Origin of the sequence: Campylobacter lari, from assembly GCF_900638335.1 — a bacterium.
Classification (GTDB): Bacteria; Campylobacterota; Campylobacteria; order Campylobacterales; family Campylobacteraceae; genus Campylobacter_D; species Campylobacter_D lari_E.
In genome coordinates this window covers 953387-975609 of record NZ_LR134508.1, presented here as the reverse complement: position 1 = coordinate 975609, position 22223 = coordinate 953387, and the positions used below count along the sequence as shown (strand labels likewise).

Genomic DNA, 22223 nt, shown 5'->3' with positions numbered 1-22223 from the left:
ATTAAAAACAAATAAAAACATTTTGGAACAACTTTTGCTTTGTTAGTTAAAAATTAAGATTTTAGTTAGGAAAAACAATGCAAAATGGGTATTATCAAGCCACTGGTGCTATGGTTACGCAGTTTAATCGCTTAGATGTTGTAACTAATAACCTAGCAAATGTAAATACAAGTGGCTATAAAAGAGATAATGTTGTTATTGCAGATTTTAAAAGGATTTTTAAAGAAACTCAAGATGAGTTACCTATACAAAATCACACAAGAGATGCTGCAAGATTTGTAAATACAACTATAGATAGAGTTCCACAAGTTAATCACGTCTATACAAATTTTAGCGTAGGTTCTATGAAAATGACGCATAATCCTTTGGATTTAGCTCTTACTCGTGAAGATACTTTTTATTTAATTAAAACAAATAATGGCGAAGTAAGATTAAGCCAAGATGGAAATTTCCAGCTTGATGATGAGGGATATTTGGTAAATCGTCAAGGATATAGAGTCTTAAGCAGTGATTATTTTAATAATCCTGAAAATGATGGCATACGCATAGGAGATTCTACTTCTTTTATTAATGTAGATAAAAATGGAATCATTAGTGCGTCTAATCAAGATATAGCAAGATTATTCGTTGCACAAGTTGACGATTTAAGAGATTTGCAAAAAGATGGTGATAATATGTACAAAATTGATACTTTAAGCAAAATTAGAGATTTGCCAAATTCAAATGCCATAAAGCAGGGTTTTACTCAAGGATCAAATGTTAATCCAGTTACAGAAATGGTAGGATTAATAGAAGCAAATAGGATGGTTGAGATGTATCAAAAAGTTATGACATCTCATATGGATGATTTAAATCAAGAAGCTATTAATAAATTAGCAAGTACTAAATAAAACTAAGGATAGATAAAATGTTAAGATCATTATACACAGCAGCATCAGGGATGATATCGCAACAAACACAAATTGATGTAACTTCAAATAATATTTCAAATGTTAATACAGTAGGTTATAAAAAATCGCGTGCAGAATTTGCAGATTTGATGTATCAAACGATGAAATATGCAGGTACTTCAACCTCAAGCACCACAAAACACCCAAGTGGTATAGAAGTGGGTCTTGGTTCAAGAGTGACAGCTGTGAGTAAAATTTTTAGCGAAGGTAGTTTAAAACAAACTTCAACTTCAGGTCTTGATATGGCAATTGCTGGTAATAATGGCTTTTTCCAAATTCAAATGCCTGATGGAACTATAGCTTATACTAGAAATGGTCAATTTACCAAAGATGCTGAAGGAAATATTGTAAATTCAGATGGCTATAGACTTTTGCCGGAAATGACTATACCTGAGGATGCTACAGCTATTAACGTAGCAAGTGATGGAACGGTTTCAGTAATGCAGCCAGGAAATACAGCTGAAACCCAAATAGGTCAAATTGAACTTGTAAATTTTATTAACCCAGCAGGCTTGCATGCTTTAGGAGATAATCTTTTAGTAGAAACTGATGCAAGTGGCGCACCAATTGCAGGTATAGCAGGCGAGAATGGATTTTCTGTTATCAAACATGGGTTTGTAGAGCTTAGTAACGTACAACTTGTAGAAGAAATGACTGATCTTATTACAGGACAAAGAGCTTATGAAGCAGGCTCAAAAGCTATTACTACAAGTGATGATATGCTTGGAATTGTAAATCAATTAAAACGCTAGAATTAACTAGCGTTTTTAATATGCAAACAAATATTAAAAAATACTAAAAAACTCCTATTTATAAATACTTATAAAATATTCTTTATTATAATTTAGATTTAAACTAATCATAGTAATATTATATTTATGTATTCTTTATATACATAAATAAACAATAACGAGGGATATAATGAACAGAAGAGACTTCATTAAAAATACCGCTATTGCTAGTGCTTGTGGTGTTGCAGGTCTTAGTGCTCCAAGTAGTGTGCTTGCAAATACTGAGAATAAATGGCGTTGGGATAAAGCTGTTTGTAGATTTTGTGGTACAGGCTGTGGAATTTTAGTTGCAAGTTTAGATGGTAAAATTGTTGCCGTAAAAGGAGACCCAGCAGCTCCAGTAAATCGTGGATTAAATTGTATTAAAGGTTATTTTAATGCAAAAATCATGTATGGAGAAGATCGTTTAGTAACACCTTTACTTCGTGTAAATGCAAAAGGTGAGTTTGATAAAAAAGGAAAATTCCAACAAGTTTCTTGGCAAAGAGCTTTTGATGAAATGGAAAAACAATTTAAAAAAGCTTATAAAGAAAAAGGTGCTGAAGGTATTGGAATTTTTGCAAGCGGTCAATATACTATACAAGAAGGATATGCTGCTGCAAAATTAGTAAAAGCTGGTTTTAGATCCAACAATATAGACCCAAATGCACGCCATTGTATGGCTAGTGCTGTTGTTGGTTTTATGCAAACTTTTGGAGTTGATGAGCCTTCTGGTTGTTATGATGATATAGAGCTTACTGATACTATTATTACTTGGGGTGCAAATATGGCAGAAATGCATCCGATTTTATGGTCAAGAGTAAGTGATAGAAAATTAAGTAATTTAGATAAAGTTAAAATCGTTAATTTATCTACTTTTTCTAATAGAACCTCTCATATAGCAGATACTGAAATTATTTTTAAGCCAAATACTGATTTAGCTATTTGGAATTATATCGCTAGAGAGATTGTTTATAATCATCCTGAAGCTATGGATAAAGAATTTATTGAAAAACATTGTATTTTTACAACAGGTTATGCTGATATTGGTTATGGAATGAGAAATAATCCAAACCATCCTAAATTTAAAGCAAGTGAAAAAGATACTGTAGCAAAACAAAATGCTATTATTGTAGATGAAGAAGAAGCAGTATCTTTGGCTTATTTAGGGGTAAAAGCAGGCGATAAATTTGAAATGAAACACCAAAGTGTTCCTGATGCACATTGGGAAATTTCATTTGAAGATTTCAAAAAAGCTTTAGAGCCTTATACGCTTGATTATGTTGCTAAAGTTGCTAAAGGCAATGAAGATGAAAGTATAGAAGAATTTAAGAAAAAACTTCAAGAATTAGCAAATTTATATATAGAAAAAAATAGAAAAGTTGTAAGTTTTTGGACTATGGGCTTTAATCAACACACAAGAGGTACTTGGGTGAACGAGCAAGCTTATATGGTGCATTTTTTACTTGGTAAACAAGCAAAACCAGGAAATGGTGCGTTTTCATTGACAGGGCAACCAAGTGCTTGTGGAACCGCAAGAGAAGTAGGGACTTTTTCACATCGTTTACCTGCTGATATGGTGGTTGCAAATCCTAAACACAGAGAAATTAGTGAAAAAATTTGGAAAGTTCCTGCAAAAACAATCAATCCTAAACCAGGTGCTCCATATTTAAAAATCATGAGAGATTTAGAAGATGGAAATATCAAATTTGCTTGGGTGCAAGTAAATAATCCTTGGCAAAACACTGCTAATGCAAATCACTGGATAGCAGCAGCTAGAGAAATGGATAATTTTATCGTTGTGAGTGATTGTTACCCAGGAATTAGTGCTAAGGTGGCAGATTTAATTTTACCAAGTGCTATGATTTATGAAAAATGGGGTGCTTATGGTAATGCTGAAAGAAGAACTCAACACTGGAAACAACAAGTATTACCTGTGGGTGAAGCTATGAGCGATACTTGGCAAATTATGGAATTTGCAAAACGCTTTAAAATAAAAGAAGTTTGGGGTGAAACTAAGGTAAATGATAAACTTACCTTGCCAAGTGTTTTAGAAGAAGCCAAGGCTATGGGTTATAGTGAAGATGATACTTTATATGATGTATTATTTGCTAATAAAGAAGCAAAATCTTTCAAAGCTAAAGATAGTATCGCAAAAGGATTTGATAATTCTGAAGTATTTGGCGATGAGAGAAAAGTTATAGGCAGTGATGGTAAAGAATTTAATGGATATGGATTTTTTGTACAAAAATATCTATGGGAAGAATACCGCAAATTTGGTTTAGGTCATGGGCATGATTTAGCTGATTTTGATACTTACCATAAAGTAAGAGGTTTAAGATGGCCTGTGGTAAATGGTAAAGAAACCCAGTGGAGATTTAATACTAAATTTGATTATTATGCTAAAAAAGCCGCTCCAAATTCAGACTTTGCGTTTTATGGTGATTTTGCCAAAGAATTACCAAAAGGAGATTTATTAGCTCCACAAACTAAAGAAAAATATAGTTTAAAAAACAAAGTAAAAATTTTCTTTAGACCATTCATGAAAGCACCTGAAAGACCAAGCAAAGAATATCCATTCTGGTTATGTACTGGTAGGGTTCTAGAACATTGGCATAGTGGAACTATGACTATGAGGGTTCCTGAACTTTTCCGTGCGGTACCTGAAGCACTTTGTTATATGAATGAAGATGATGCTAAGGCTATGAAAATCAATCAAGGCGACATCGTATGGGTAGAATCACGCCGTGGTAAAGTAAAAGCTAGAGTAGATTTTCGTGGTAGAAATAAACCTTCTAAAGGCCTTGTGTATGTGCCTTGGTTTGATGAAAATGTATATATAAACAAAGTTACACTAGATGCAACTTGTCCATTGTCTAATCAAACAGATTTCAAAAAATGTGCCGTAAAAATTACTAAAGCATAAAAATGAAAAATAGAAGAGAATTTTTAGCCTTTGCTTTTAAGCTTTTATGCATAGGAAGCGGAAGTGCATTTTTGGCAAGTTTAGCATTTAGCTCAAACCAGGAGTATTTTTTAAGACCTCCTGGAGCAGATGATGAAAAAGAATTTTTATCAAAATGCATACGATGCGGACTTTGCGTAAAAGCCTGTCCTTATGATGTTTTAAAGCTAGCAAATTTAAAAAATAGTGCTAAAAATGGCACACCTTTTTTTGTAGCAAGAGAAAATCCTTGCAGGTTATGTGAGGATATACCTTGTATAAGAGATTGTCCTACAAATGCTCTAGATCATAAATATCTAGAGCAAAAAGATGGAATTTATAAAACAAAAATGGGTATAGCTATAATTGATAGTGCAAGTTGTGTTGCTTATTGGGGAATTCAATGTGATGCTTGCTATAGAGCTTGTCCTCTAATGGATAAAGCATTAAAACTTGAAACAAAACACAATGAAAGAACAGCAAAGCATGCATTTTTACTACCTGTGGTAGATCATGAAGTGTGTGTTGGATGTGGGATTTGTGAAAAAGCTTGTATAACACAAAAAGCAGCCATTAAAGTTTTACCTAGAGAATTTGTTTTAGGAAAAGCTGGGGATAATTACATCAAAGGTTGGGATGAAAAAGATGAAAAACGTTTACAAGATGTAAACACAGATAAAAATTTCAATAAAAATAAGGCTAAAGATTATCTTAATGATGGGGAATTGCTATGAAGTATCTTATTTTAAGAAGAATAGTGCAATTGTCTATTTTAACTTTTTTTTCTTTTGGTGTATTTAATTTTATATTAAAAGGAAATTTAAGCTCTTCGGTTTTATTTTCTTCGGTGCCACTAAGCGATCCTTTTGCATTTATTCAACTTGCTTTAGCAAGTTTGCAAGTAGATTTAATGGCTTTAAGTGGTGCTTTGATAGTGTTTTTATTTTATGCTATTTTTGCTGGAAGAGCTTTTTGTGCTTGGGTTTGTCCTGTAAATATCATTACTGATTTTGCCTATTTTATTAGAAATAAATTAGGCTTTAATCAAGCAAGAGTTTTTAATGTAAATAAAAATTTGCGTTATTATGTTTTGGCTTTTGTTTTGATCTTTTCTTTTCTTTTTTCTTTTCCTGTTTTTGAGGAATTTTCTTATATAGGAATAATCCAAAGAGGGATTATTTTCGGTGGTATTTCTTGGCTCTTTGTAGCTTTGATTATTTTTTGTATAGATACATTTTTTAGTCCAAGATTTACTTGTTCGTATTTTTGTCCTTTAGGGGCTTTTTGGGCTTTAAGTTCGCATTTTTCATTGCTAAAAGTAAGATATAACTTACAAAAATGCACTAAGTGTTATAAATGTCTTGGAGTATGTCCTGAAAAGCAAGTACTTTGGATGATAGGTAAAGAAAATCAAGATGTAAAATCAGGTGAATGTATTAGATGTGGGAAATGTATTGATGTTTGCGGTGATGATGCTTTAGGTTTTAGTATAATAAATTTAAGGAGAGAAAATGAAAAATAAAATCTTTTTATCCTTAGCAGCAGCTGTTTTAATAAGTGCTTGCGGGCTTGCTGTTAAAAGTGTTGATTCAAAAGATATAGGTTTAAGAAAAACAAGTTTAGAAAGTGAAAATGTAGAGTTGTTGGATGCTAAATACTCTCAAGCTTTAGCTGGCGAATCTGTTTTGATTGAGAGGTCATTTGAAAACGCTCCGCCATTGATTCCACATACTTTAGAGGATATGCTTCCAATTACTAAAGATAATAATATTTGCTTAAGTTGTCATGATAAAGCAGTAGCAAAAGACTTAGCTGCGACAGCACTTCCAAGTAGCCATTATTTTGATTTAAGAAAAAATAAATCTACTAAAGATATGGTAAGTGATGCAAGATTTAATTGTACGCAATGTCATGTACCACAAAGTGATGCTAAACCTTTAGTGGGAAATAGCTTTGAAGCTAAATTTAAAAGCGAGGAATCAAAGAAAAAATCTAATTTCTTAGATGTTTTAAATGAAGGTGTAAAATAAAATTATGAAAAAAATATTTTTAATCTTGTTAGTGAGTATTTATGTATTTAGCTATGAGCTTAAACTTGATTCAAATTTAAATGCTTTAAAACTTACTGATAATAGTTTGCTTATAGGACTTGATAATGGAGAAATAAACCAATATTTCATTAAAGATAAAAAAATGCAAAAAATTACTCAACTTGATAAGATTAAAAATTTTTACGAAGAAAATCTTAGCCCTAGAATTTATAGTATTGATTACTTAAATGGGGCTATTTTGATTTTAAGTGAAGGTGATTTTGGAAGCAAAAAATTACATGTTTACAAAAATAAACAACTTTTAAGCTATGATTTAACTAATGATGGAGTAAAAAAGGCTTTGTTTTTAGATGATAATACTATTTTATTGGCCTTGCTAGGTTCTAATATAGAGCTTTTTGATCTAAAAACAAAAAGTGTTGTAAAAAATTTTACTTTTTCTAGTTCAAGCTTAAGTGATGTGGTTTTAAATGAAACAAAAACTCAATTAGTGGCAGGTTTTGAAAGTGGCGAAATAATACTTTTTGATGTGAAGAAATGGCAAAAAATAAAAAATTATAAGGGTATTCATAAGGATAATATCTATCAACTTGATTTTAAAAACACAATTATTGCAAGCTGTAGCACTGATAGAAAATTAGGTATAGTGCAAAATGACCAAGAAAAAAATATAGAAAGAGATTTTTTAATTTATACTTGTGCTTTAAATAAAGATGGCTCAATAGCAGTTTTTGGAGATAATGAAAAAAATATTATAGAACTTATAGATACTAAAAATTTAAAAACGATAAAAAAATTCCAAAATAAAGATTTTTTGCTAGAATATCTTATATTTTTAAACGAGCATGAGTTTATTAGCGCAGGTTATGAAAACAAAATTATATTTTGGAGTATAGATGAATCTTTCTAGTGTGTTGATTTTAACTAAAGAAGAAAAATTAGAAAAACTCAAAGAGCAAATTCAAAAAACACCTTGCTGTAGCGTGGAATTAGCTCAGGATGAAAAAGTTATAGTAGTAATAGAAAGTGAAAATTTAGATGATGAGCTAAAAGCATATAAACAATTAGAACAGCTTGATGGGGTAGTGAGTATTAATATGGTTTTTTCTTATCAGGATTTAGACGAAGAAAGAGAAAAAATTTTAAAAGCAAATTTTGAGGCAAATACTTTTGATGAAAATTTAAAAAAAGATAATATAGAATACTATGGTAATGTCTTTAGAAAGTATTGATTATGATTTTTTTAATACCTTTGATAGCGATCATATCTTCTATTTTTATTATTGATCATTTTTATTTTTCTAAGGAAAATGAAGTAGTAAAAGAACAAAAGCAAATAAAACAAAAAGATACTAAGCAAGATAAACAAAAATACCTTGAAAATATATTAAATCAAAAATAATCATGCATACACAAATTTCATATAAAAAATTCTTTTGGATTAATATTTTAGTTGTAATTACCCTTGCTTTAAATTTAAGAGCACCTGTAACCTCTATAGGTCCTATGATAGAATATATCCAAGAATATTACAATATCAATTCTACTTTAGCAGGTATGCTAACAACCTTACCTTTAATAGCTTTTGGTCTTATATCGTTTTTTGTAGCGTATTTTTCGCAAATTAAAGCTTTGTTTTTCGCCTTAATTTTGATTGTTTTTGGAGAGTTTATTAGAAGTTATGGGGGTAATATAGGTTTATTTTCTGGGGTTTTTCTAATTGGAGCGGGTATTGCAATAGCTAATGTTTTATTACCTTCTTTTGTAAAAGAAAAATTTGTAAAAAATACTTATAAAATAATGGGTTTATATGGATCTATCATAGGTTTATCTTCAATTGCTGGTGTAGCTTTATCACTCCCTTTACTTAAAATTTTTGAAGTACCTCAGGCTATGTTTTTCTGGGTTGTTTTAGCTTTGATTGCTTTGATTTTTTATTTTCCGCATTTAAAAAATAAAAGATTATTGCGTCCTAAAAAGAAAAATATCAATAAAATAAATCTTTTTTTAAATTTAACAGCTTGGAAAGTTACCATTGTAATGGGGCTACAAAGTTTCTTATCTTATAGTCTTTTTGCTTGGCTTAGTGTGATGATAAGTGAAAAAGGTTTTGGAATTGATTTTGGTTCTAATGTTTTATTACTTTCTCAAATCATAGGTATGCCTGTGGCGTTTTTATTGCCTATTGTTTTAGGAAAACTAAGAGTTCGTGCTAAGAGCTTTGTTATTATAATATTGGGTTTTTTATATGTTTTAAGTTTTGTTTTGGTGTTTTTTTGTGATGTAAAATTAGCGTTGTTGTTAGCAGCTATTTTTTTAGGTTTTGCATCTAGTGGCGTTTTTACAATTTCATTATTGTTTATTGCTATAAAAAGTTCAAATTCTTTTATAGCAGCTAAACTTTCTGCTATGTCACAAGGTATAGGGTATTTAATAGCAGCTCAAGCACCTTGGATTATAGGCATGCTTCATGATAGCTTTGGAAATTTTACTTTAGGCTTTATCATGCTTATGGTTGTAGCTATAATACTTAATATTTTTGTATTTTTAGCATATAAAGCTCCTGTAATTAAGTAAAAATTAAAATAAATTAAAGTCTTTTTTGTTAGAATTTTGGCATTTTATTTTTTGTGAGTTGATAATGCGATATACAGTAACAGAAGCTTCTATTTATGAAGCACAAGGTTTAAAAGATGAAGCTTTGGATATTTATAAAAATATACTAAAACAAGATCCACAAAATAAAAACGCTATTGATGCTATAAGGCGTTTAAGTGGCTTGCGTTCCAATCATGAAGATTTAAATTACGATATGCTTGATTTTTTTGTCAATATGAAAAGTGAAGAAGAAATTAATGAATTTAAAAGGTGGTTGATAAAGCTATGAATATAGAAGATTTAGCAAAAATGGCTATTAGTGAAGTTAATTCAGAATTAGATAATAAAAAAAGTAAAAATGATGAATTTGCTCCTATGGTAGAAGAAATTACTCAGGAAAAAAGTGTTAATGTGCAAGAGAAAAAAATCAAAGAAGAAATTAACAAGGTTGCTCAAGAGCTAATTCAAGAATTAGATGATTTAGAAGTAAAAGTAAAAGATGATAAACAAAATGTCGCTATTAAGGTTGAAGCTTTAGAGAAAAAAGAAGAAAGTATTATAAACAATGAAGAATTTTTCTTAAAAAATCTCAGAGAGCGTATTTTGGTTTTATTTGAAGGATTGAAAAATACCAAAGATGAACATATAGAAAAAAGACTAGATATTACAATTACCTTTTTAGAGTTTTTACTTGCAAAGATTGAAGATAGACTTAAAAAATGATCAAGATTTTTTAAGAATTAAAAATGTATTTAAACCTTACACGCAAAGAGCTTATTTGGTAGGTGGTTGTGTAAGGAATTCTTTTTTAGATTTATCTAGTGATGATTATGATATAGAAATTTATGATATTGAGCCTAAAATTTTTGATGATTTAATGCAAAAACTTGGTGCAAATGGAGTAGGAAAAAGTTTTTTTGTATATAAATACAAAAAATTTGATTTAGCTCTAGCACGTTATGAAAATAAAATTTCTACAGGCCATAGAGGTTTTGAGGTTAAAGTTTGTAATGATGAACAAGAAGGAGCTAAAAGAAGGGATTTTACCATTAATGCATTAATGATAAATATTTTCGATTTTGAATTTTTAGATTTTTTTAATGGTTTGCAAGATTTACAAGCAAAGATTATAAGACATATTGATGATAAAAGTTTTGTTGAAGATAGTTTAAGAGTACTTCGTGGAATTTCTTTTGCATGCAGGTTTGATTTAATAATTGCAAATGAAAGTTTAAAATTAATGCAAACTATGGATATAAGTGATTTATCTAAAGAACGCATTAATAATGAACTTTATAAAATTTTTAAAACTTCAAGATTAAATAAAGCTTATGAGTATTTTAAAATTTTAAATTTAGAAGAAAAAATCTTTTTTCATCAAAATTGCAATGAAGAATTTGAAAGGCTATTAGAGCAAAGTCAAAAGTTAATTTGCAATGAGGCTTTGTTTTTGTATTTGTATTTGAATTTTTTTCATATAAATAAAGAGGAATTTTTTAAAAAAACAAAATTAAAAAAAGAACTATTAAAAAAATGTGAACAAGAGTTTATTTTAGGTAAAATTGATGATTTTAATTTAGCTAAAATTGCTTTAAAAATACCACTTTGCAAATGGCTTGGACTTTGGGATAATGAGCGTATAACACAAGCAAAAAATTTAAATTTATATCATCGTGCTTTTGAAAGTAAAATTAGTGCAAATGATTTACTAAAGGAAGGATTTAGTGGGAAAGAACTTGGGATTGAGCTTGAAAAAAGAAGATTGCAAGAATTAAAAAACTATATAAAGGAGTAAAAATGAATGAATATATTTTAAAAATTTCAAGTAGTGATGAAAAAGGATTGATTTATAGAATTTCAGATGTTATTTTTAAATACAGAATCAATATTATAAAAAATGATGAATTTGTTGGAGAGGATCGTTTTTTCTTTAGGGCGCATTTAGAAGGTGAGCTTGATATAAAAGCTTTTAAAGGAACACTTGAAGCTATGCTTCCTGATAATGCACAAATTGAAATTACACCAAAGAGAAAAAAAGATATTATTGTTTTAGCTACTAAAGAAACTCATTGTTTGGGTGAGTTGCTTATCCGTCAATTTAGTGGCGAATTTAATGCAAATATTAAAGCAGTTATTGCAAATTATGAGATATTAAAACCTTTAGTGGATAAATTTAACATACCTTTTCATACTATTTTGGCACAGGATTTAAGCAGACAAGAGCATGAAAAAAAATTACTAGAGTGTTTAAAACAGTATGAGTTTGACTATATTGTTTTAGCAAAATATATGAGAATATTATCTCCAACTTTTGTGGAGCATTTCGAAGGAAAGATTATTAATATCCACCATTCTTTTTTACCTGCATTTATAGGAGCTAATCCTTATAAGCAAGCTTATGAAAGAGGAGTGAAGATTATAGGTGCAACAGCACATTTTGTAAATAATAACTTAGATGAGGGACCAATTATCACCCAAGATGTTATACCGGTTACTCATGAATATTCTTGGCAGGCTATGCAACAAGCAGGTCGTAATGTGGAAAAAAATGTTTTTTCTAAGGCTTTAGACTTAGTATTTGATGATAGGATTTTTATACACGAAAATAAAACAATAGTGTTTTAAATTTTTGATGCCAAAAAGGCATCAAAAATTAGCAGGAATAACAAGTTTTAAACTCATATGCAGTTGGTCTAGCTTCTACAGGCCATACTTGAGTTTCAAATTTCATATGTTGATAATCATCAATAAACACATCACTCATAACAGGTTTTAAGAAAGCATTTTTTCTAATGAGTGCTTCTAAAGATCCTCTTAAAGTATGAGGTAATTGTTCTATACCTTTTTCTCTAATTTCATCTAGGGTTAGTGCAAATAAATTTTCATCCATAGGTCCAACTGGTATGGTTTTATTTTTAATGCCATCAAGTCCTGCCATAAGTAAGCTTGTAAAAGCTAGGTAAGGATTAGAAGTACTATCAGGGAATCTTATTTCAACTCTTGCGCTTTTTTCATTAATACCATAAGGCACGCGACAACTTGCAGAGCGATTTTGACAAGAATAAGTTAATATACAAGGTGCTTCAAAACCTGGAACTATTCTTTTATAAGAATTTGAACTAGGATTGGTAAATGCTGCAACACTTCTTGCATTAGCTAAAATTCCACCAATGTAATTAATGGCACATTCACTTAGCTTTCCATAGCCTTCTTTATTATAAAATAAATTTACTCCATCTTTCCAAAGACTCATATGTACATGCATACCACTCCCATTGTCTCCATAAAGTGGTTTTGGCATGAAAGTTGCTGTTTTTCCGTTTAAATGCGCTACCATTTTTACTACATATTTGTAAATTTGCACATTATCAGCAGCTTCAACTAAATTTCCAAATTCTACACCAATTTCAGCTTGTCCTTGTGCTACTTCATGGTGATGTACAAAGGTTTTTAAACCCACTCTTTCTAAAACTTGCACCATTTCAGATCTAATATCCACGCTCGAGTCAATAGGACTTACAGGAAAATATCCACCTTTATTTCTTGGACGATGTCCACTGTTATAGCTATCTGTAAAATCTTTATTGTCGTTCCATTCACCCTCTTCAGTATCAACTTCATATTTTGCACAATGAGAAGAATCAACTATTTTTACATTATCAAAAATAAAAAATTCATTTTCAGGACCAAAATAAGCTGTATCAGCAATATTACTCGTACTTAAGTGTTGCATTGCTTTTTTAGCAATACTTCTTGGACATTTTTCATACATTTGTTCTTTGTAGATATCATATACATCACAAATTACTATAATAGTAGGATCTGCTGTAAAAGGATCTAAAAACGCACTTTCTACATCGGGTTTTAAAATCATATCCGATTTTTCTATCGGTTGCCAACCATGTAAAGAACTTGCATCAAAAGGAATCCCATTTTCAAAAGTATTATCATCAATTGCTTTTATATTGTAAGTGATGTGATGCCAAGTACCTATCATATCGGTAAATCTAAAATCAACAAACATTACTTCGTGCTCTTGACAATAACTAAAAAATTCATCAATATTATTTACAAATTTACCCATTTTATCTCCTTTTTAAATATGTTTTAATTTTTAAGATTGTAGTATATTTTTTTTAAATTAAGTTTAAATTAATATTTTTTTTATAGTCAAATGTAAAAAAATAAATTTATATAATTAATTAATAAAATTAATATTGGTTTATATTTTTTTGTAATATAATCTCGCATTAGTTTTTATTATTAAAAAAGGTGTGACAATGACTCAAGAAGAATTAGATGCTTTAATGAATAGCACTGAAGACTTAGATCTTGACTCTGTGGAAGATGTGGAAGCAAAATCTGAGACAGATTATGAAGATGAAGCAAAAAATCAGCAAATTGTAGAAGAAATGATTAATGGTGATTATAAAGCAAGAGCAGATATGGCTTGGCCACCACCACCACCTAGTAAAGAACATAAAGTTGTACATCAACTTGATGATGTTACAAGAGATAGTGAAATCAAAGCTACCGAAATGATGGAAAAACTAGAAGCTATTAATGATTTTTTTGCAAATTCAGAAAATGAGCTTTGTGTAATTAGTGACGCTTTGAACAAAAATATAGAAATTTTTGAGAAATTAAATGCAAAATTTCCTAATGTTGCAAGTTTTAAAGAGGCTATAGAAACTAATAACAATGCCAAAAATATTATAGATGAAATTACAGGTTGTTTGCAAACTGGACAAGATGAGGTTATGATGGCAATGGATGCTATGCAATATCAAGATATTCATCGTCAAAAAATAGAGCGTGTTATTAATGTCATGAGAGCTTTAAGTAGATATATGAGTAGTTTATTTGAGGGTAAAATTGATGATGAAAAACGCGTTGGATCGGCTGTGCATATCCAAGGTGATACAACTGCAGATGTTGTAAGCAATGATGATATTGAGGCATTAATCGCAAGTTTAGGAAAAAAATGATTATTCCTGAAATAGTAGCTCCTGCGGGTAATTTTACAAAATTAAAAATAGCATTAGCTTATGGGGCTGATGCTATTTATGCAGGAGTGAGTAATTTTTCACTAAGAGCAAGAACTGCTAGAGATTTTAACTATGAAACTTTTAAAGAAGCTATTGATTACACTCATGCAAGAGGAAAAAAAATTTATGTAACTATTAATGGTTTTCATTTTAGTTCACAAATTGAGGGTTTAAAAAGGCATGTTTTGAAATTAAAAGAGATGAAACCTGATGCTTTTATAGTAGCTTCTGTAGGTGCTATGCGTTTGGTTAGGGAGCTTGCACCTGAAATTAATCTTCATGTATCTACTCAAGCTAATATTTTAAACTATTTAGACGCTCAAGTTTATAAAGATATGGGAGCTAAACGTGTTGTTATAGCAAGGGAGCTTGGCTTAAAAGATGCAAAAGATTTAAAAAATAATTGTGATATCGAACTTGAAAGTTTTGTCCATGGCTCTATGTGTTTTGCATATTCTGGTAGATGTTTAATAAGCTCAGTACAAAGTGGACGTATGAGTAATCGTGGATCGTGTGCAAATGATTGTAGATTTAATTATGAGCTTTATGCAAAAAATCCAGAAACAAATACGCTTTTTAGATTAGAAGAAGATGAAAACGGCACGCATGTGTTTAATTCTAAAGATTTAAATTTAAGCTCATATATTCAAAAAATTATGCAAGAAAATTGTATTCATGCTTTTAAAATAGAAGGAAGAACAAAAAGCGAGTACTATGTAGCTTTGACTACAAGAACTTATAAAATGGCAGTGCAAGATGTATTGCAAGATACTTTTGATGCGAGCAAATATGAAAAAGAAATTCATACTTTAAAACACAGAGGTTTTACAGACGGATATTTAGTTTCAAGGGCATATGAAAAAACAGATTCTATTAATCATGATACAAGCATAGAAGAAGGAACTCATCAAGTGCATGCCATTAGTGAAGATGGCGAGTTTTTTAAATGTAAAGGCAAAATAGAATTAAACAAAGAATATGAAATTTTAGCCCCGGTTAATTCTAATATAGAATTAGGAGAAAATAAATTAGGCTTAATTTATGAAAATGATGGTAAAAAAATTATAGTTTTTAAGCAATTAGTAGCTAAAAGTAATAAAGAATTTAGTGAAATTCATAGTGGCAATGAAAACGAAATTGCTTTGCCATTTAAGCTTCCAGAATTTAGCTTTTTAAGAAGGAGTGTTGAATGAAATTTGTTTCTATATTAATGGGAAGCAAGAGTGATTATGATGTGGTAAAAGAAGCTTTGGGAATTTTGGAAAAATTTGATGTTAAATATGAAATCTTAATCACTTCAGCTCATAGAAGTCCCCAAAGAACCCAAGAATACATTAAAAATGCAGAAGAAAAAGGTGCTAAAGTATTTATCGCCGCAGCGGGCATGGCGGCACATTTAGCAGGAGCTGTTGCAGCACACACAACAAAACCTGTTTTAGGTATACCTATGCCAGGAAGTAATTTAGCAAGCATGGATTCTTTATTTTCAACTGTGCAAATGCCAAGTGGAATTCCTGTGGCAACTGTAGCTATAGGTAAAGCAGGAGCTATTAATGCAGCTTATTTAGCTGTACAAATTTTAGCAATAGATGATGAGTCTTTAGCGCAAAAATTATTAGAAGATAGACAAAAACAACAAGAAAAATTAATCCAAGATTCTAATACAATTGAAGTTTTTCTTTAAGGAGCATATATGCAAACTTACTTGGAATTAAAAGAATTTTGTCAATTGGTGCATTTATCTGAAGATGTTGTAAAAGGAATGATGGCAAATGGTGCTTTAAATTTCAAAGAAGAAGAGGGTAAAATTTATATAGAAGCCAACCAAGGAACTTTTAGTGTGGTACCTATGAGCTCAAAACAACCTGCTATGGTAAACTCTATGACTTTAGCAGGAGAAAGTTTTGTAGAAAAAACCATAGGAACTATTTTAAATTTACATGAAAAAGTTCTTGATGCTAAGGATGAGACCTTAGAAGCTTTAAAGGGTGAGAATAAATTTTTAAAAGATGCTCTTTATTCTATGCAAGAACTTTATGATGAGGATAGAAAAACTATAGAAAATCTTAACGAGCAACTTAAATATGCGCGCAATGAAGTAGAATTTCTAAAAAGAAAATATAAAATGATGTGGAATAAAACAGTAGAATTGTATGCAAATTCGCCTGAAAAGCCAGAAGAAATAAAGGATGAAAAATGACCTTTTCTCAAATGATATTAAATTTGCAAGAATTTTGGCAAAAGCAAGGTTGTGCTATTATGCAACCTTATGACTTTCCAGCAGGTGCAGGGACTTTTCACCCGGCAACTTTTTTAAGAAGTTTAGGAAAAAAACCATGGGCAACTGCTTATGTGGCACCAAGTAGAAGACCAACTGATGGAAGATATGGTGAAAATCCTAATAGACTAGGTGCTTATTATCAATTTCAAGTTTTGATTAAACCAAGTCCTGATAATATCCAAGAATTATACTTAAAAAGTTTAGAAAATTTAGGTTTTGATTTAAAATCACATGATATTCGTTTTGTTGAAGATAACTGGGAAAGTCCAAGTTTAGGTGCTTGGGGTTTAGGTTGGGAAGTTTGGCTTGATGGTATGGAAGTGACACAATTTACTTATTTTCAACAAGTTGGCGGTATAAGCGTAGATTTAGTAAGTGCTGAAATTACCTATGGTTTAGAAAGACTTGCAATGTATTTACAAGATGTAGATAATGTGTATGATATAGTTTGGAATGAATTTAACGGTGAAAAAATTACTTATAAAGATGTTCATAAGCAAGGTGAGTTTGAATTTAGTAAATATAATTTTGAAGTAAGTGATGTTAAAACTTTAAATGTGCAATTTGAAAATGCTTATAATGAGTGTAAAAATGCATTAGAAGCAAAGCTTGCTTTACCCGCATATGATTATTGTATGTTAGCAGCGCATACTTTCAACTTGCTTGATGCAAGAGGAGCTATTTCAGTAACTCAAAGACAAGACTTTATGCTTAAAATTAGAGAATTATCTAAAAATTGTGCCTTGGTGTATAAAGAAAGTTTAGATGAAAATTAAAGAAATTTATGATTATTTGGATACTATTAGCCCATTTAACACGCAAAGTTCATGGGATAATAGTGGCTTATTACTTGGAACTTTAGATCAAGAAGTAAATCAAATTTATCTTGCTCTTGATGTGGATATGCATTTAATTGAAAATGCACGTGAAAATTCACTTTTTATAGTTCATCATCCTTTGATTTTTAAAGGTTTAAAAAACTTAAGCGGGGTGTTTTATCCGCAAAATATTCTTACTAAAATGATACAAAAAAACATAGCTTTAATTGCTATGCATACGAATTTTGATTTAAGTCATTTAAATGCTTATTTTGCTCGTGAAATTTTAGGATTTAAAATCAAAGAACAAAATGAGTTTTTAATTTATTGTGATGTTGATTTTAAATTTAGCGATTTAATTAATCATGTAAAAAAAAGTTTAAAGCTTGATTGCATAAGAGTTGTAAACGCAGGTAATGAGAAAATTAAAACTTTAGCAATATGCACAGGCAGTGGTGGAGATTTAATTTCTAGTGTTAAGGCGGATTGTTTTTTAAGTGGAGATTTTAAATATCATCAAGCTTTGGAAAGTTATCATAATAAACTTAGTTTGATTGATATAGGACACTATGAAAGCGAATCTTGCTTTGGTAAAATTTTAGCAAAAGATTTGCAAAAATTTCATTTAGAAGTTATAATATCAGTTTCAAAAAATCCATTTCAATATTTTTAAGGAAAATTTCAATGAGTAAATATTTAGAACAACTTATAACTTTATCACAAATTGATAAAGAACTTGATGGTTTTACAAATAAAGTAGAAGATGCTACAAAAGATTTAAAAGAAAAGCGTAATTTACTTGATAAAACTGAAGAAGAAATTGCTAGTTTTGAGAAAGATATTAAAGATATAGAAAATCAAAAAATTCAAAACAACAATCATATTGCAGAATTTGGTGTAAAAATAAAAGAAATAGCCAAAAAAAGTGCAGCAGTAAAAACTGAAAAAGAAGCAAATGCTTTAAAAATTGAAGAGGATATAGCTAAAGAACAACTTGATGCAGCAAATGAAGAAATTGAAAGATTGGATAAAATTTTAGAAAATAAAGAAAAATTCATACAAGAATTACAAACTAAAAGAAACGAACTTGAAAATGAAGTGGATCAAATTGATGCTCAAACTAGAGCTGTATTAGTAGATATTGAAAAAGATAGATTGCAAATTTATGATAAGAAAGTTAAACTAATGGGTGAAATAAATCAAAAAGTTTTAACTTTTTATGAAAAAATTAGAAAATGGGCGGGAAATAGCGCTGTAGTACCTGTAAAAAAACATGCTTGCTATGGTTGTTTTATGAGAATTTATGATAAAACTTATTTGGCTGTTTTAAAAGGTGATGAAATCATAACTTGCCCACATTGTGGAAGAATTTTATACAAAGAAAAAGAAGAAAATTAAAATTGATTTTTTTTTATTATATTTTTACTGTGATTATATATGTAATCACAGCTCCTTTTTTATTGATTTTAAGTTTTTGCAAGGAAAAGTATAAAATATCATTAAAATCAAGATTTTTTCTTTACAAAAATTTAAAACAAAAACAAGGTGATGTGTATTTTCATGCTTGTTCTTTTGGTGAAATTAAAAGCCTTGTCCCCTTAATAAAACTTTTTCCAACTTGTAAAATTTCAACTATTACTCAAACTGGATTTGATGAAGCTTTAAAGTATTCTAAAAATGTAAATTTTTTTCCATTTGAAATTTTCATACCTTTTTGGATGAGACCTTGTAAAGTTTTGGTTATTTTTGAAGCAGAGCTTTGGCTTGTACTTGTGTTTATGGCTAAATTTTATAACGCAAAAGTGATTTTGTTAAACGCTAGAATTAGTGATAGATCTTTAAAAAATTACAAGCGCTTTAGTTTTTTTTATCGTTTGATTTTTAAATATATTGATGTTGTATTTGCACAAAGTCAAAAAGACAAAGAAAGATTAGAGTGTTTGGGTGCTAAAAATGTTATAGCATATAAAAATATCAAAGTTAATATAAAACAAGAACAAGCGAAAAACTATTCCAAACCTAAAGCTAGGATTATTATATTTGCTAGTACGCATGAAAATGAAGAGCAATTGTTGCTTGATGAGATTAAACTAGAAGAAAATGATAAATTGGTTATTGCCCCAAGACATCCAGAACGTTTTAGTAAAGTTGAGGGAATTTTAAAAGATTTTTGTCATAAAAACCACTATAATATGCAAAAATTTTCAGACTTTGTTTTAAGCGAAAATGATTTTGCAAATTTTTTTAATGCTAAGTGTTTATTGCTAGATACTTTAGGTGAGCTAGAAAGTTTTTATAAGATTAGTGATGTAGTTTTTTTATGTGGCTCTTTTGTAAATAATATAGGTGGGCATAATCCTATAGAAGCAGCTAGATGGAATAATGTTATTATCTCAGGGAAATATTTTTTTAATCAAGAAAGTTTATATCAAGAAGTTTATGGTTTGTATATTTGTGAGAATGTAAAAGATATAAATGATTTTTTAAAGCAAAAATTATTACAAGCACAGCTTAAAGAACAAAGTGATTTAAGTGAAGTTATATTAAGTATAAAAGAAGGTTTAGATGCAAGAAAAAGCTTATAAATTGCTTGCAATGCAAGAAAAAATTTCTAATAATGCAGCAAAAGACTTGATTGACAAAGGCTGTGTTTTTGCTATGGGTAAAAAGGTTGTTATAGCTAGAGCTTTGATGAGTTCTAAAACAAGATTTGTTGTGCAAAAAATCAAGAAAGCAAAAATACTTTTTGAAGATGATAAAATCATATCCTTAAATAAGCCTTATGGAGAAATTAGTGAGAATTTAGAAAGTGTTTATAATGCTAAATTAATCAATAGACTTGATAAAGAAACAAGCGGGGTTTTACTTTTAAGTAAAGATGAGGAATTTAGACTAAGATGTATTCAAGAATATAAAAAGCAAAATGTTTATAAAAGTTATTTAGCTATTGTTGATGGGGTAATCGCTGAAGAACTTGAAATTTGTGAAAAAATAACTACTATAAAAAATAAATCCGGAGCCTTTAGTAAAATTGATAAATTTGGCTTAGAAGCTCATACTCAGGTTATACCTTTAATGGTAAATGCTAAAAAAACTTTAATAAAAGCGGTCATTAAAACAGGTAGAACACATCAAATCAGAGTGCATTTAAATCATATAAAACATGGCATTATTGGCGATGAAAAATATGCAAAAATTAGCTCTTCTAGGATGTATTTGCATTCTTATGAAACGCATATTTTTGATTATCAATTTAAAGCTTTGCTCGATGAGAGCTTTAATGCATATGGTTTTGAAGTAAAAAATTTAAATTTTTAAAGGCGTTTAAAGCTAAAAGGGTTTATAATTTAGCTTTTTAAAATTTTAATAAAGGGAAAATAAAGTGTTTGAAATAGTTAGTGAGTCATTTAAATCCGCGGTTAATAAACTTCGTTTTGTTGATGATGAAAAAGCTTTAAAAAACGCTCTTGACACTTTAAAAAAAGCCCTTTTAAAAGCAGATGTGCATCATAAAGTTACTAAAGAATTGCTTACTTTAGTAGAAAATGATGTGAAAACTAATGGTATAGGTCAAAAACAATTTTTAGATTCAATTAAGAAAAATTTAGAAGAAATTCTTAGTATTAAAGGTAAAAATCAAGGTTTTGTGTTTGCTAGTAAGCCACCTACGGTTGTTTTGATGTGTGGTTTACAAGGCGGTGGTAAAACTACTACTACGGTAAAAATTGCTAATTACTTAAAGCTAAGAAATAAAAAAGTGCTAATTGCTGCATGTGACTTACAGAGATTAGCTGCAGTAGAACAGCTAAGACAACTCACTCAAGCTAATGAGCTTGATTTGTTTTTTATAGAAAATGAAAGTAATCCTTTGAATGTAGCTAAACAAGCTTTAGAAAAAGCAAACAATTCTATGTATGATGTTTTGCTTGTAGATACTGCCGGCCGTTTAGCAATCGATACAGCTTTGATGAATGAGCTTAAAGAAGTAAAAGCTATTTTAAATCCTGATGAAGTGTTTTATGTAGCTGATGCTATGAGTGGTCAAGATGGTGTTAAAACTGCAAGTAGCTTTAATGAAGCTTTAGAAATTACAGGGGTTATTTTAAGTAAATTCGATGCAGATACTAAAGGCGGTGTTGCACTAGGCATAGCAAAGCAAATTGGTGTGCCTCTAAGATTTATTGGTGTTGGTGAGAAAGTAGCTGATTTAGAAGTGTTTATCCCTGATAGAATTGTTAATCGTATCATGGGCGAGGGCGATTTAGCGACTTTAGCTGAAAAAACCGCAGCGATTATTGATGAAAAAGAAGCAAAAAAACTGAACAAAAAAATTAAAAAAGGCGAATTTAATTTTAATGATTTTTTAAATCAAATGGAAAGCGTTAAAAAACTTGGTAGTATGAAATCAATCATTGGTATGATACCTGGCTTATCGTCTATGGCAGCAAATATTAAAGATATTGATTTAGATAATTCTAAAGAAATTATTCATATCAAGGCAATGATTTCATCAATGACACCAAAAGAAAGAGAAAATCCTGATTTACTAAACAATGCAAGAAAGCGTCGTATCGCAGAGGGTGCTGGTTTATCTCAAATGGAAGTAAATCGCTTTTTAAAACAATTTAGTAATGCAGCTAAATTGGCAAAGAAATTTTCAAATAAAAAAGGAATGGAAAACTTTATGAATATGTTGCAGCAAGCTAAAAGACCGCAATAATTAAAGCTTTTTTATGGATATATGAGTTAAAATATCTATAACA

Annotated in this window: 25 protein-coding genes; 24 read left to right on the top strand and 1 reads right to left on the bottom strand. The window is 29.7% G+C overall.

Features of this window, described 5'->3' with window-relative positions:
- Positions 1 to 77 precede the first annotated feature (77 nt).
- The 14 genes from EL235_RS05060 to purU all read left to right on the top strand — a co-directional run bounded on the left by EL235_RS05060 (position 78) and on the right by purU (position 11938).
- A complete protein-coding gene (locus tag EL235_RS05060; protein ID WP_126340935.1) occupies positions 78 to 890 on the top strand; it encodes a flagellar hook-basal body protein in 813 nt (270 codons plus the stop codon).
- 17 nt (positions 891 to 907) lie between these two features.
- On the top strand, positions 908 to 1702 hold the full coding sequence (gene flgG / locus EL235_RS05055; protein ID WP_039628507.1) for a flagellar basal-body rod protein FlgG: 795 nt from the start codon (positions 908 to 910) through the stop codon (positions 1700 to 1702).
- 169 nt (positions 1703 to 1871) lie between these two features.
- Complete coding sequence (napA, locus tag EL235_RS05050; RefSeq protein ID WP_126340934.1) at positions 1872 to 4646, top strand: periplasmic nitrate reductase subunit alpha; 2775 nt, start codon at positions 1872 to 1874, stop codon at positions 4644 to 4646.
- A gap of 2 nt (positions 4647 to 4648) precedes the next feature.
- Positions 4649 to 5398: a ferredoxin-type protein NapG gene (gene napG, locus EL235_RS05045; RefSeq protein ID WP_126340933.1), complete on the top strand. Its 750-nt coding sequence runs from the start codon at positions 4649 to 4651 to the stop codon at positions 5396 to 5398.
- Positions 5395 to 6186, top strand: a complete 792-nt coding sequence (gene napH / locus EL235_RS05040) for a quinol dehydrogenase ferredoxin subunit NapH (protein WP_126340932.1) — start codon at positions 5395 to 5397, stop codon at positions 6184 to 6186. Before napG ends, napH begins: the two co-directional genes overlap by 4 nt.
- Positions 6176 to 6694: a periplasmic nitrate reductase, small subunit, cytochrome c550 protein gene (locus EL235_RS05035; protein ID WP_039626505.1), complete on the top strand. Its 519-nt coding sequence runs from the start codon at positions 6176 to 6178 to the stop codon at positions 6692 to 6694. Before napH ends, EL235_RS05035 begins: the two co-directional genes overlap by 11 nt.
- Positions 6695 to 6698: 4 nt before the next feature.
- Positions 6699 to 7625, top strand: a complete 927-nt coding sequence (locus EL235_RS05030) for a WD40 repeat domain-containing protein (RefSeq protein ID WP_126340931.1) — start codon at positions 6699 to 6701, stop codon at positions 7623 to 7625.
- Positions 7612 to 7947: a chaperone NapD gene (locus EL235_RS05025; protein ID WP_039626501.1), complete on the top strand. Its 336-nt coding sequence runs from the start codon at positions 7612 to 7614 to the stop codon at positions 7945 to 7947. The genes EL235_RS05030 and EL235_RS05025 overlap by 14 nt, the downstream gene beginning before the upstream one ends.
- A gap of 2 nt (positions 7948 to 7949) precedes the next feature.
- Positions 7950 to 8117 carry a hypothetical protein gene (locus EL235_RS07880; RefSeq protein ID WP_164717495.1) on the top strand — a complete coding sequence of 56 codons (168 nt, stop codon included), beginning with the start codon at positions 7950 to 7952 and terminating at the stop codon, positions 8115 to 8117.
- 2 nt (positions 8118 to 8119) lie between these two features.
- The gene (locus tag EL235_RS05020) at positions 8120 to 9292 is read left to right on the top strand and encodes an MFS transporter (protein WP_039626500.1); all 1173 of its coding nucleotides are present in this window, start codon (positions 8120 to 8122) and stop codon (positions 9290 to 9292) included.
- Positions 9293 to 9353: 61 nt separating this feature from the next.
- Positions 9354 to 9602, top strand: coding sequence for a hypothetical protein (locus EL235_RS05015; RefSeq protein WP_114640779.1), 249 nt, complete (start codon positions 9354 to 9356; stop codon positions 9600 to 9602).
- Positions 9599 to 10036, top strand: a complete 438-nt coding sequence (gene ciaD / locus EL235_RS05010; RefSeq protein WP_039626498.1) for an effector protein CiaD — start codon at positions 9599 to 9601, stop codon at positions 10034 to 10036. The genes EL235_RS05015 and ciaD overlap by 4 nt, the downstream gene beginning before the upstream one ends.
- The gene (locus EL235_RS05005; protein WP_232017382.1) at positions 10005 to 11108 is read left to right on the top strand and encodes a tRNA nucleotidyltransferase/poly(A) polymerase family protein; all 1104 of its coding nucleotides are present in this window, start codon (positions 10005 to 10007) and stop codon (positions 11106 to 11108) included. Before ciaD ends, EL235_RS05005 begins: the two co-directional genes overlap by 32 nt.
- Before the next feature lie 2 nt (positions 11109 to 11110).
- A complete protein-coding gene (gene purU / locus EL235_RS05000) occupies positions 11111 to 11938 on the top strand; it encodes a formyltetrahydrofolate deformylase (protein WP_126340930.1) in 828 nt (275 codons plus the stop codon).
- 28 nt (positions 11939 to 11966) lie between these two features.
- Here the strand turns inward: purU and glnA are convergent, their stop codons facing one another.
- The gene (gene glnA, locus EL235_RS04995) at positions 11967 to 13397 is read right to left on the bottom strand and encodes a type I glutamate--ammonia ligase (protein WP_039626492.1); all 1431 of its coding nucleotides are present in this window, start codon (positions 13395 to 13397) and stop codon (positions 11967 to 11969) included.
- A gap of 196 nt (positions 13398 to 13593) precedes the next feature.
- On the opposite strand from glnA, the gene EL235_RS04990 reads away from it, so the two are divergent.
- The 10 genes from EL235_RS04990 to ffh all read left to right on the top strand — a co-directional run bounded on the left by EL235_RS04990 (position 13594) and on the right by ffh (position 22180).
- Positions 13594 to 14301 (top strand): hypothetical protein, encoded by a 708-nt coding sequence (locus EL235_RS04990; RefSeq protein ID WP_039626490.1) that lies wholly within the window; start codon positions 13594 to 13596, stop codon positions 14299 to 14301.
- Positions 14298 to 15554: a peptidase U32 family protein gene (locus tag EL235_RS04985; protein WP_126340929.1), complete on the top strand. Its 1257-nt coding sequence runs from the start codon at positions 14298 to 14300 to the stop codon at positions 15552 to 15554. The genes EL235_RS04990 and EL235_RS04985 overlap by 4 nt, the downstream gene beginning before the upstream one ends.
- Positions 15551 to 16045: a 5-(carboxyamino)imidazole ribonucleotide mutase gene (gene purE, locus EL235_RS04980; RefSeq protein WP_039626488.1), complete on the top strand. Its 495-nt coding sequence runs from the start codon at positions 15551 to 15553 to the stop codon at positions 16043 to 16045. The genes EL235_RS04985 and purE overlap by 4 nt, the downstream gene beginning before the upstream one ends.
- 9 nt (positions 16046 to 16054) lie before the next feature.
- Positions 16055 to 16561, top strand: a complete 507-nt coding sequence (locus EL235_RS04975) for a DUF3972 domain-containing protein (protein ID WP_039626486.1) — start codon at positions 16055 to 16057, stop codon at positions 16559 to 16561.
- Positions 16558 to 17418 (top strand): glycine--tRNA ligase subunit alpha, encoded by an 861-nt coding sequence (gene glyQ, locus EL235_RS04970; RefSeq protein ID WP_039618598.1) that lies wholly within the window; start codon positions 16558 to 16560, stop codon positions 17416 to 17418. The genes EL235_RS04975 and glyQ overlap by 4 nt, the downstream gene beginning before the upstream one ends.
- Positions 17408 to 18133: a Nif3-like dinuclear metal center hexameric protein gene (locus EL235_RS04965; RefSeq protein WP_039626485.1), complete on the top strand. Its 726-nt coding sequence runs from the start codon at positions 17408 to 17410 to the stop codon at positions 18131 to 18133. The genes glyQ and EL235_RS04965 overlap by 11 nt, the downstream gene beginning before the upstream one ends.
- A gap of 11 nt (positions 18134 to 18144) precedes the next feature.
- Positions 18145 to 18858: a zinc ribbon domain-containing protein gene (locus tag EL235_RS04960; RefSeq protein ID WP_126340928.1), complete on the top strand. Its 714-nt coding sequence runs from the start codon at positions 18145 to 18147 to the stop codon at positions 18856 to 18858.
- 2 nt (positions 18859 to 18860) lie between these two features.
- Positions 18861 to 20045 carry a lipid IV(A) 3-deoxy-D-manno-octulosonic acid transferase gene (gene waaA / locus EL235_RS04955; RefSeq protein WP_126340927.1) on the top strand — a complete coding sequence of 395 codons (1185 nt, stop codon included), beginning with the start codon at positions 18861 to 18863 and terminating at the stop codon, positions 20043 to 20045.
- Positions 20026 to 20778: a 23S RNA-specific pseudouridylate synthase gene (locus EL235_RS04950; RefSeq protein WP_039626482.1), complete on the top strand. Its 753-nt coding sequence runs from the start codon at positions 20026 to 20028 to the stop codon at positions 20776 to 20778. Before waaA ends, EL235_RS04950 begins: the two co-directional genes overlap by 20 nt.
- A 64-nt stretch (positions 20779 to 20842) precedes the next feature.
- Entirely contained in the window at positions 20843 to 22180 is a 1338-nt protein-coding gene (gene ffh / locus EL235_RS04945) for a signal recognition particle protein (RefSeq protein ID WP_039626481.1), read from the top strand.
- Positions 22181 to 22223: the final 43 nt, after the last annotated feature.

Coding starts and splice junctions, on each gene's coding strand:
- purU (WP_126340930.1), top strand. CDS start 11,111: ATGAATGAATATATTTTAAAAATTTCAAGTAGTGATGAAAAAGGATTG.
- ciaD (WP_039626498.1), top strand. CDS start 9,599: ATGAATATAGAAGATTTAGCAAAAATGGCTATTAGTGAAGTTAATTCA.
- EL235_RS04965 (WP_039626485.1), top strand. CDS start 17,408: ATGAAAATTAAAGAAATTTATGATTATTTGGATACTATTAGCCCATTT.
- glyQ (WP_039618598.1), top strand. CDS start 16,558: ATGACCTTTTCTCAAATGATATTAAATTTGCAAGAATTTTGGCAAAAG.
- EL235_RS04990 (WP_039626490.1), top strand. CDS start 13,594: ATGACTCAAGAAGAATTAGATGCTTTAATGAATAGCACTGAAGACTTA.
- EL235_RS04960 (WP_126340928.1), top strand. CDS start 18,145: ATGAGTAAATATTTAGAACAACTTATAACTTTATCACAAATTGATAAA.
- EL235_RS04950 (WP_039626482.1), top strand. CDS start 20,026: ATGCAAGAAAAAGCTTATAAATTGCTTGCAATGCAAGAAAAAATTTCT.
- EL235_RS05035 (WP_039626505.1), top strand. CDS start 6,176: ATGAAAAATAAAATCTTTTTATCCTTAGCAGCAGCTGTTTTAATAAGT.
- napG (WP_126340933.1), top strand. CDS start 4,649: ATGAAAAATAGAAGAGAATTTTTAGCCTTTGCTTTTAAGCTTTTATGC.
- purE (WP_039626488.1), top strand. CDS start 15,551: ATGAAATTTGTTTCTATATTAATGGGAAGCAAGAGTGATTATGATGTG.
- EL235_RS04985 (WP_126340929.1), top strand. CDS start 14,298: ATGATTATTCCTGAAATAGTAGCTCCTGCGGGTAATTTTACAAAATTA.
- EL235_RS05030 (WP_126340931.1), top strand. CDS start 6,699: ATGAAAAAAATATTTTTAATCTTGTTAGTGAGTATTTATGTATTTAGC.
- napA (WP_126340934.1), top strand. CDS start 1,872: ATGAACAGAAGAGACTTCATTAAAAATACCGCTATTGCTAGTGCTTGT.
- EL235_RS07880 (WP_164717495.1), top strand. CDS start 7,950: ATGATTTTTTTAATACCTTTGATAGCGATCATATCTTCTATTTTTATT.
- glnA (WP_039626492.1), bottom strand. CDS start 13,397: ATGGGTAAATTTGTAAATAATATTGATGAATTTTTTAGTTATTGTCAA.
- napH (WP_126340932.1), top strand. CDS start 5,395: ATGAAGTATCTTATTTTAAGAAGAATAGTGCAATTGTCTATTTTAACT.
- EL235_RS05060 (WP_126340935.1), top strand. CDS start 78: ATGCAAAATGGGTATTATCAAGCCACTGGTGCTATGGTTACGCAGTTT.
- flgG (WP_039628507.1), top strand. CDS start 908: ATGTTAAGATCATTATACACAGCAGCATCAGGGATGATATCGCAACAA.
- EL235_RS05020 (WP_039626500.1), top strand. CDS start 8,120: ATGCATACACAAATTTCATATAAAAAATTCTTTTGGATTAATATTTTA.
- EL235_RS05025 (WP_039626501.1), top strand. CDS start 7,612: ATGAATCTTTCTAGTGTGTTGATTTTAACTAAAGAAGAAAAATTAGAA.
- EL235_RS04975 (WP_039626486.1), top strand. CDS start 16,055: ATGCAAACTTACTTGGAATTAAAAGAATTTTGTCAATTGGTGCATTTA.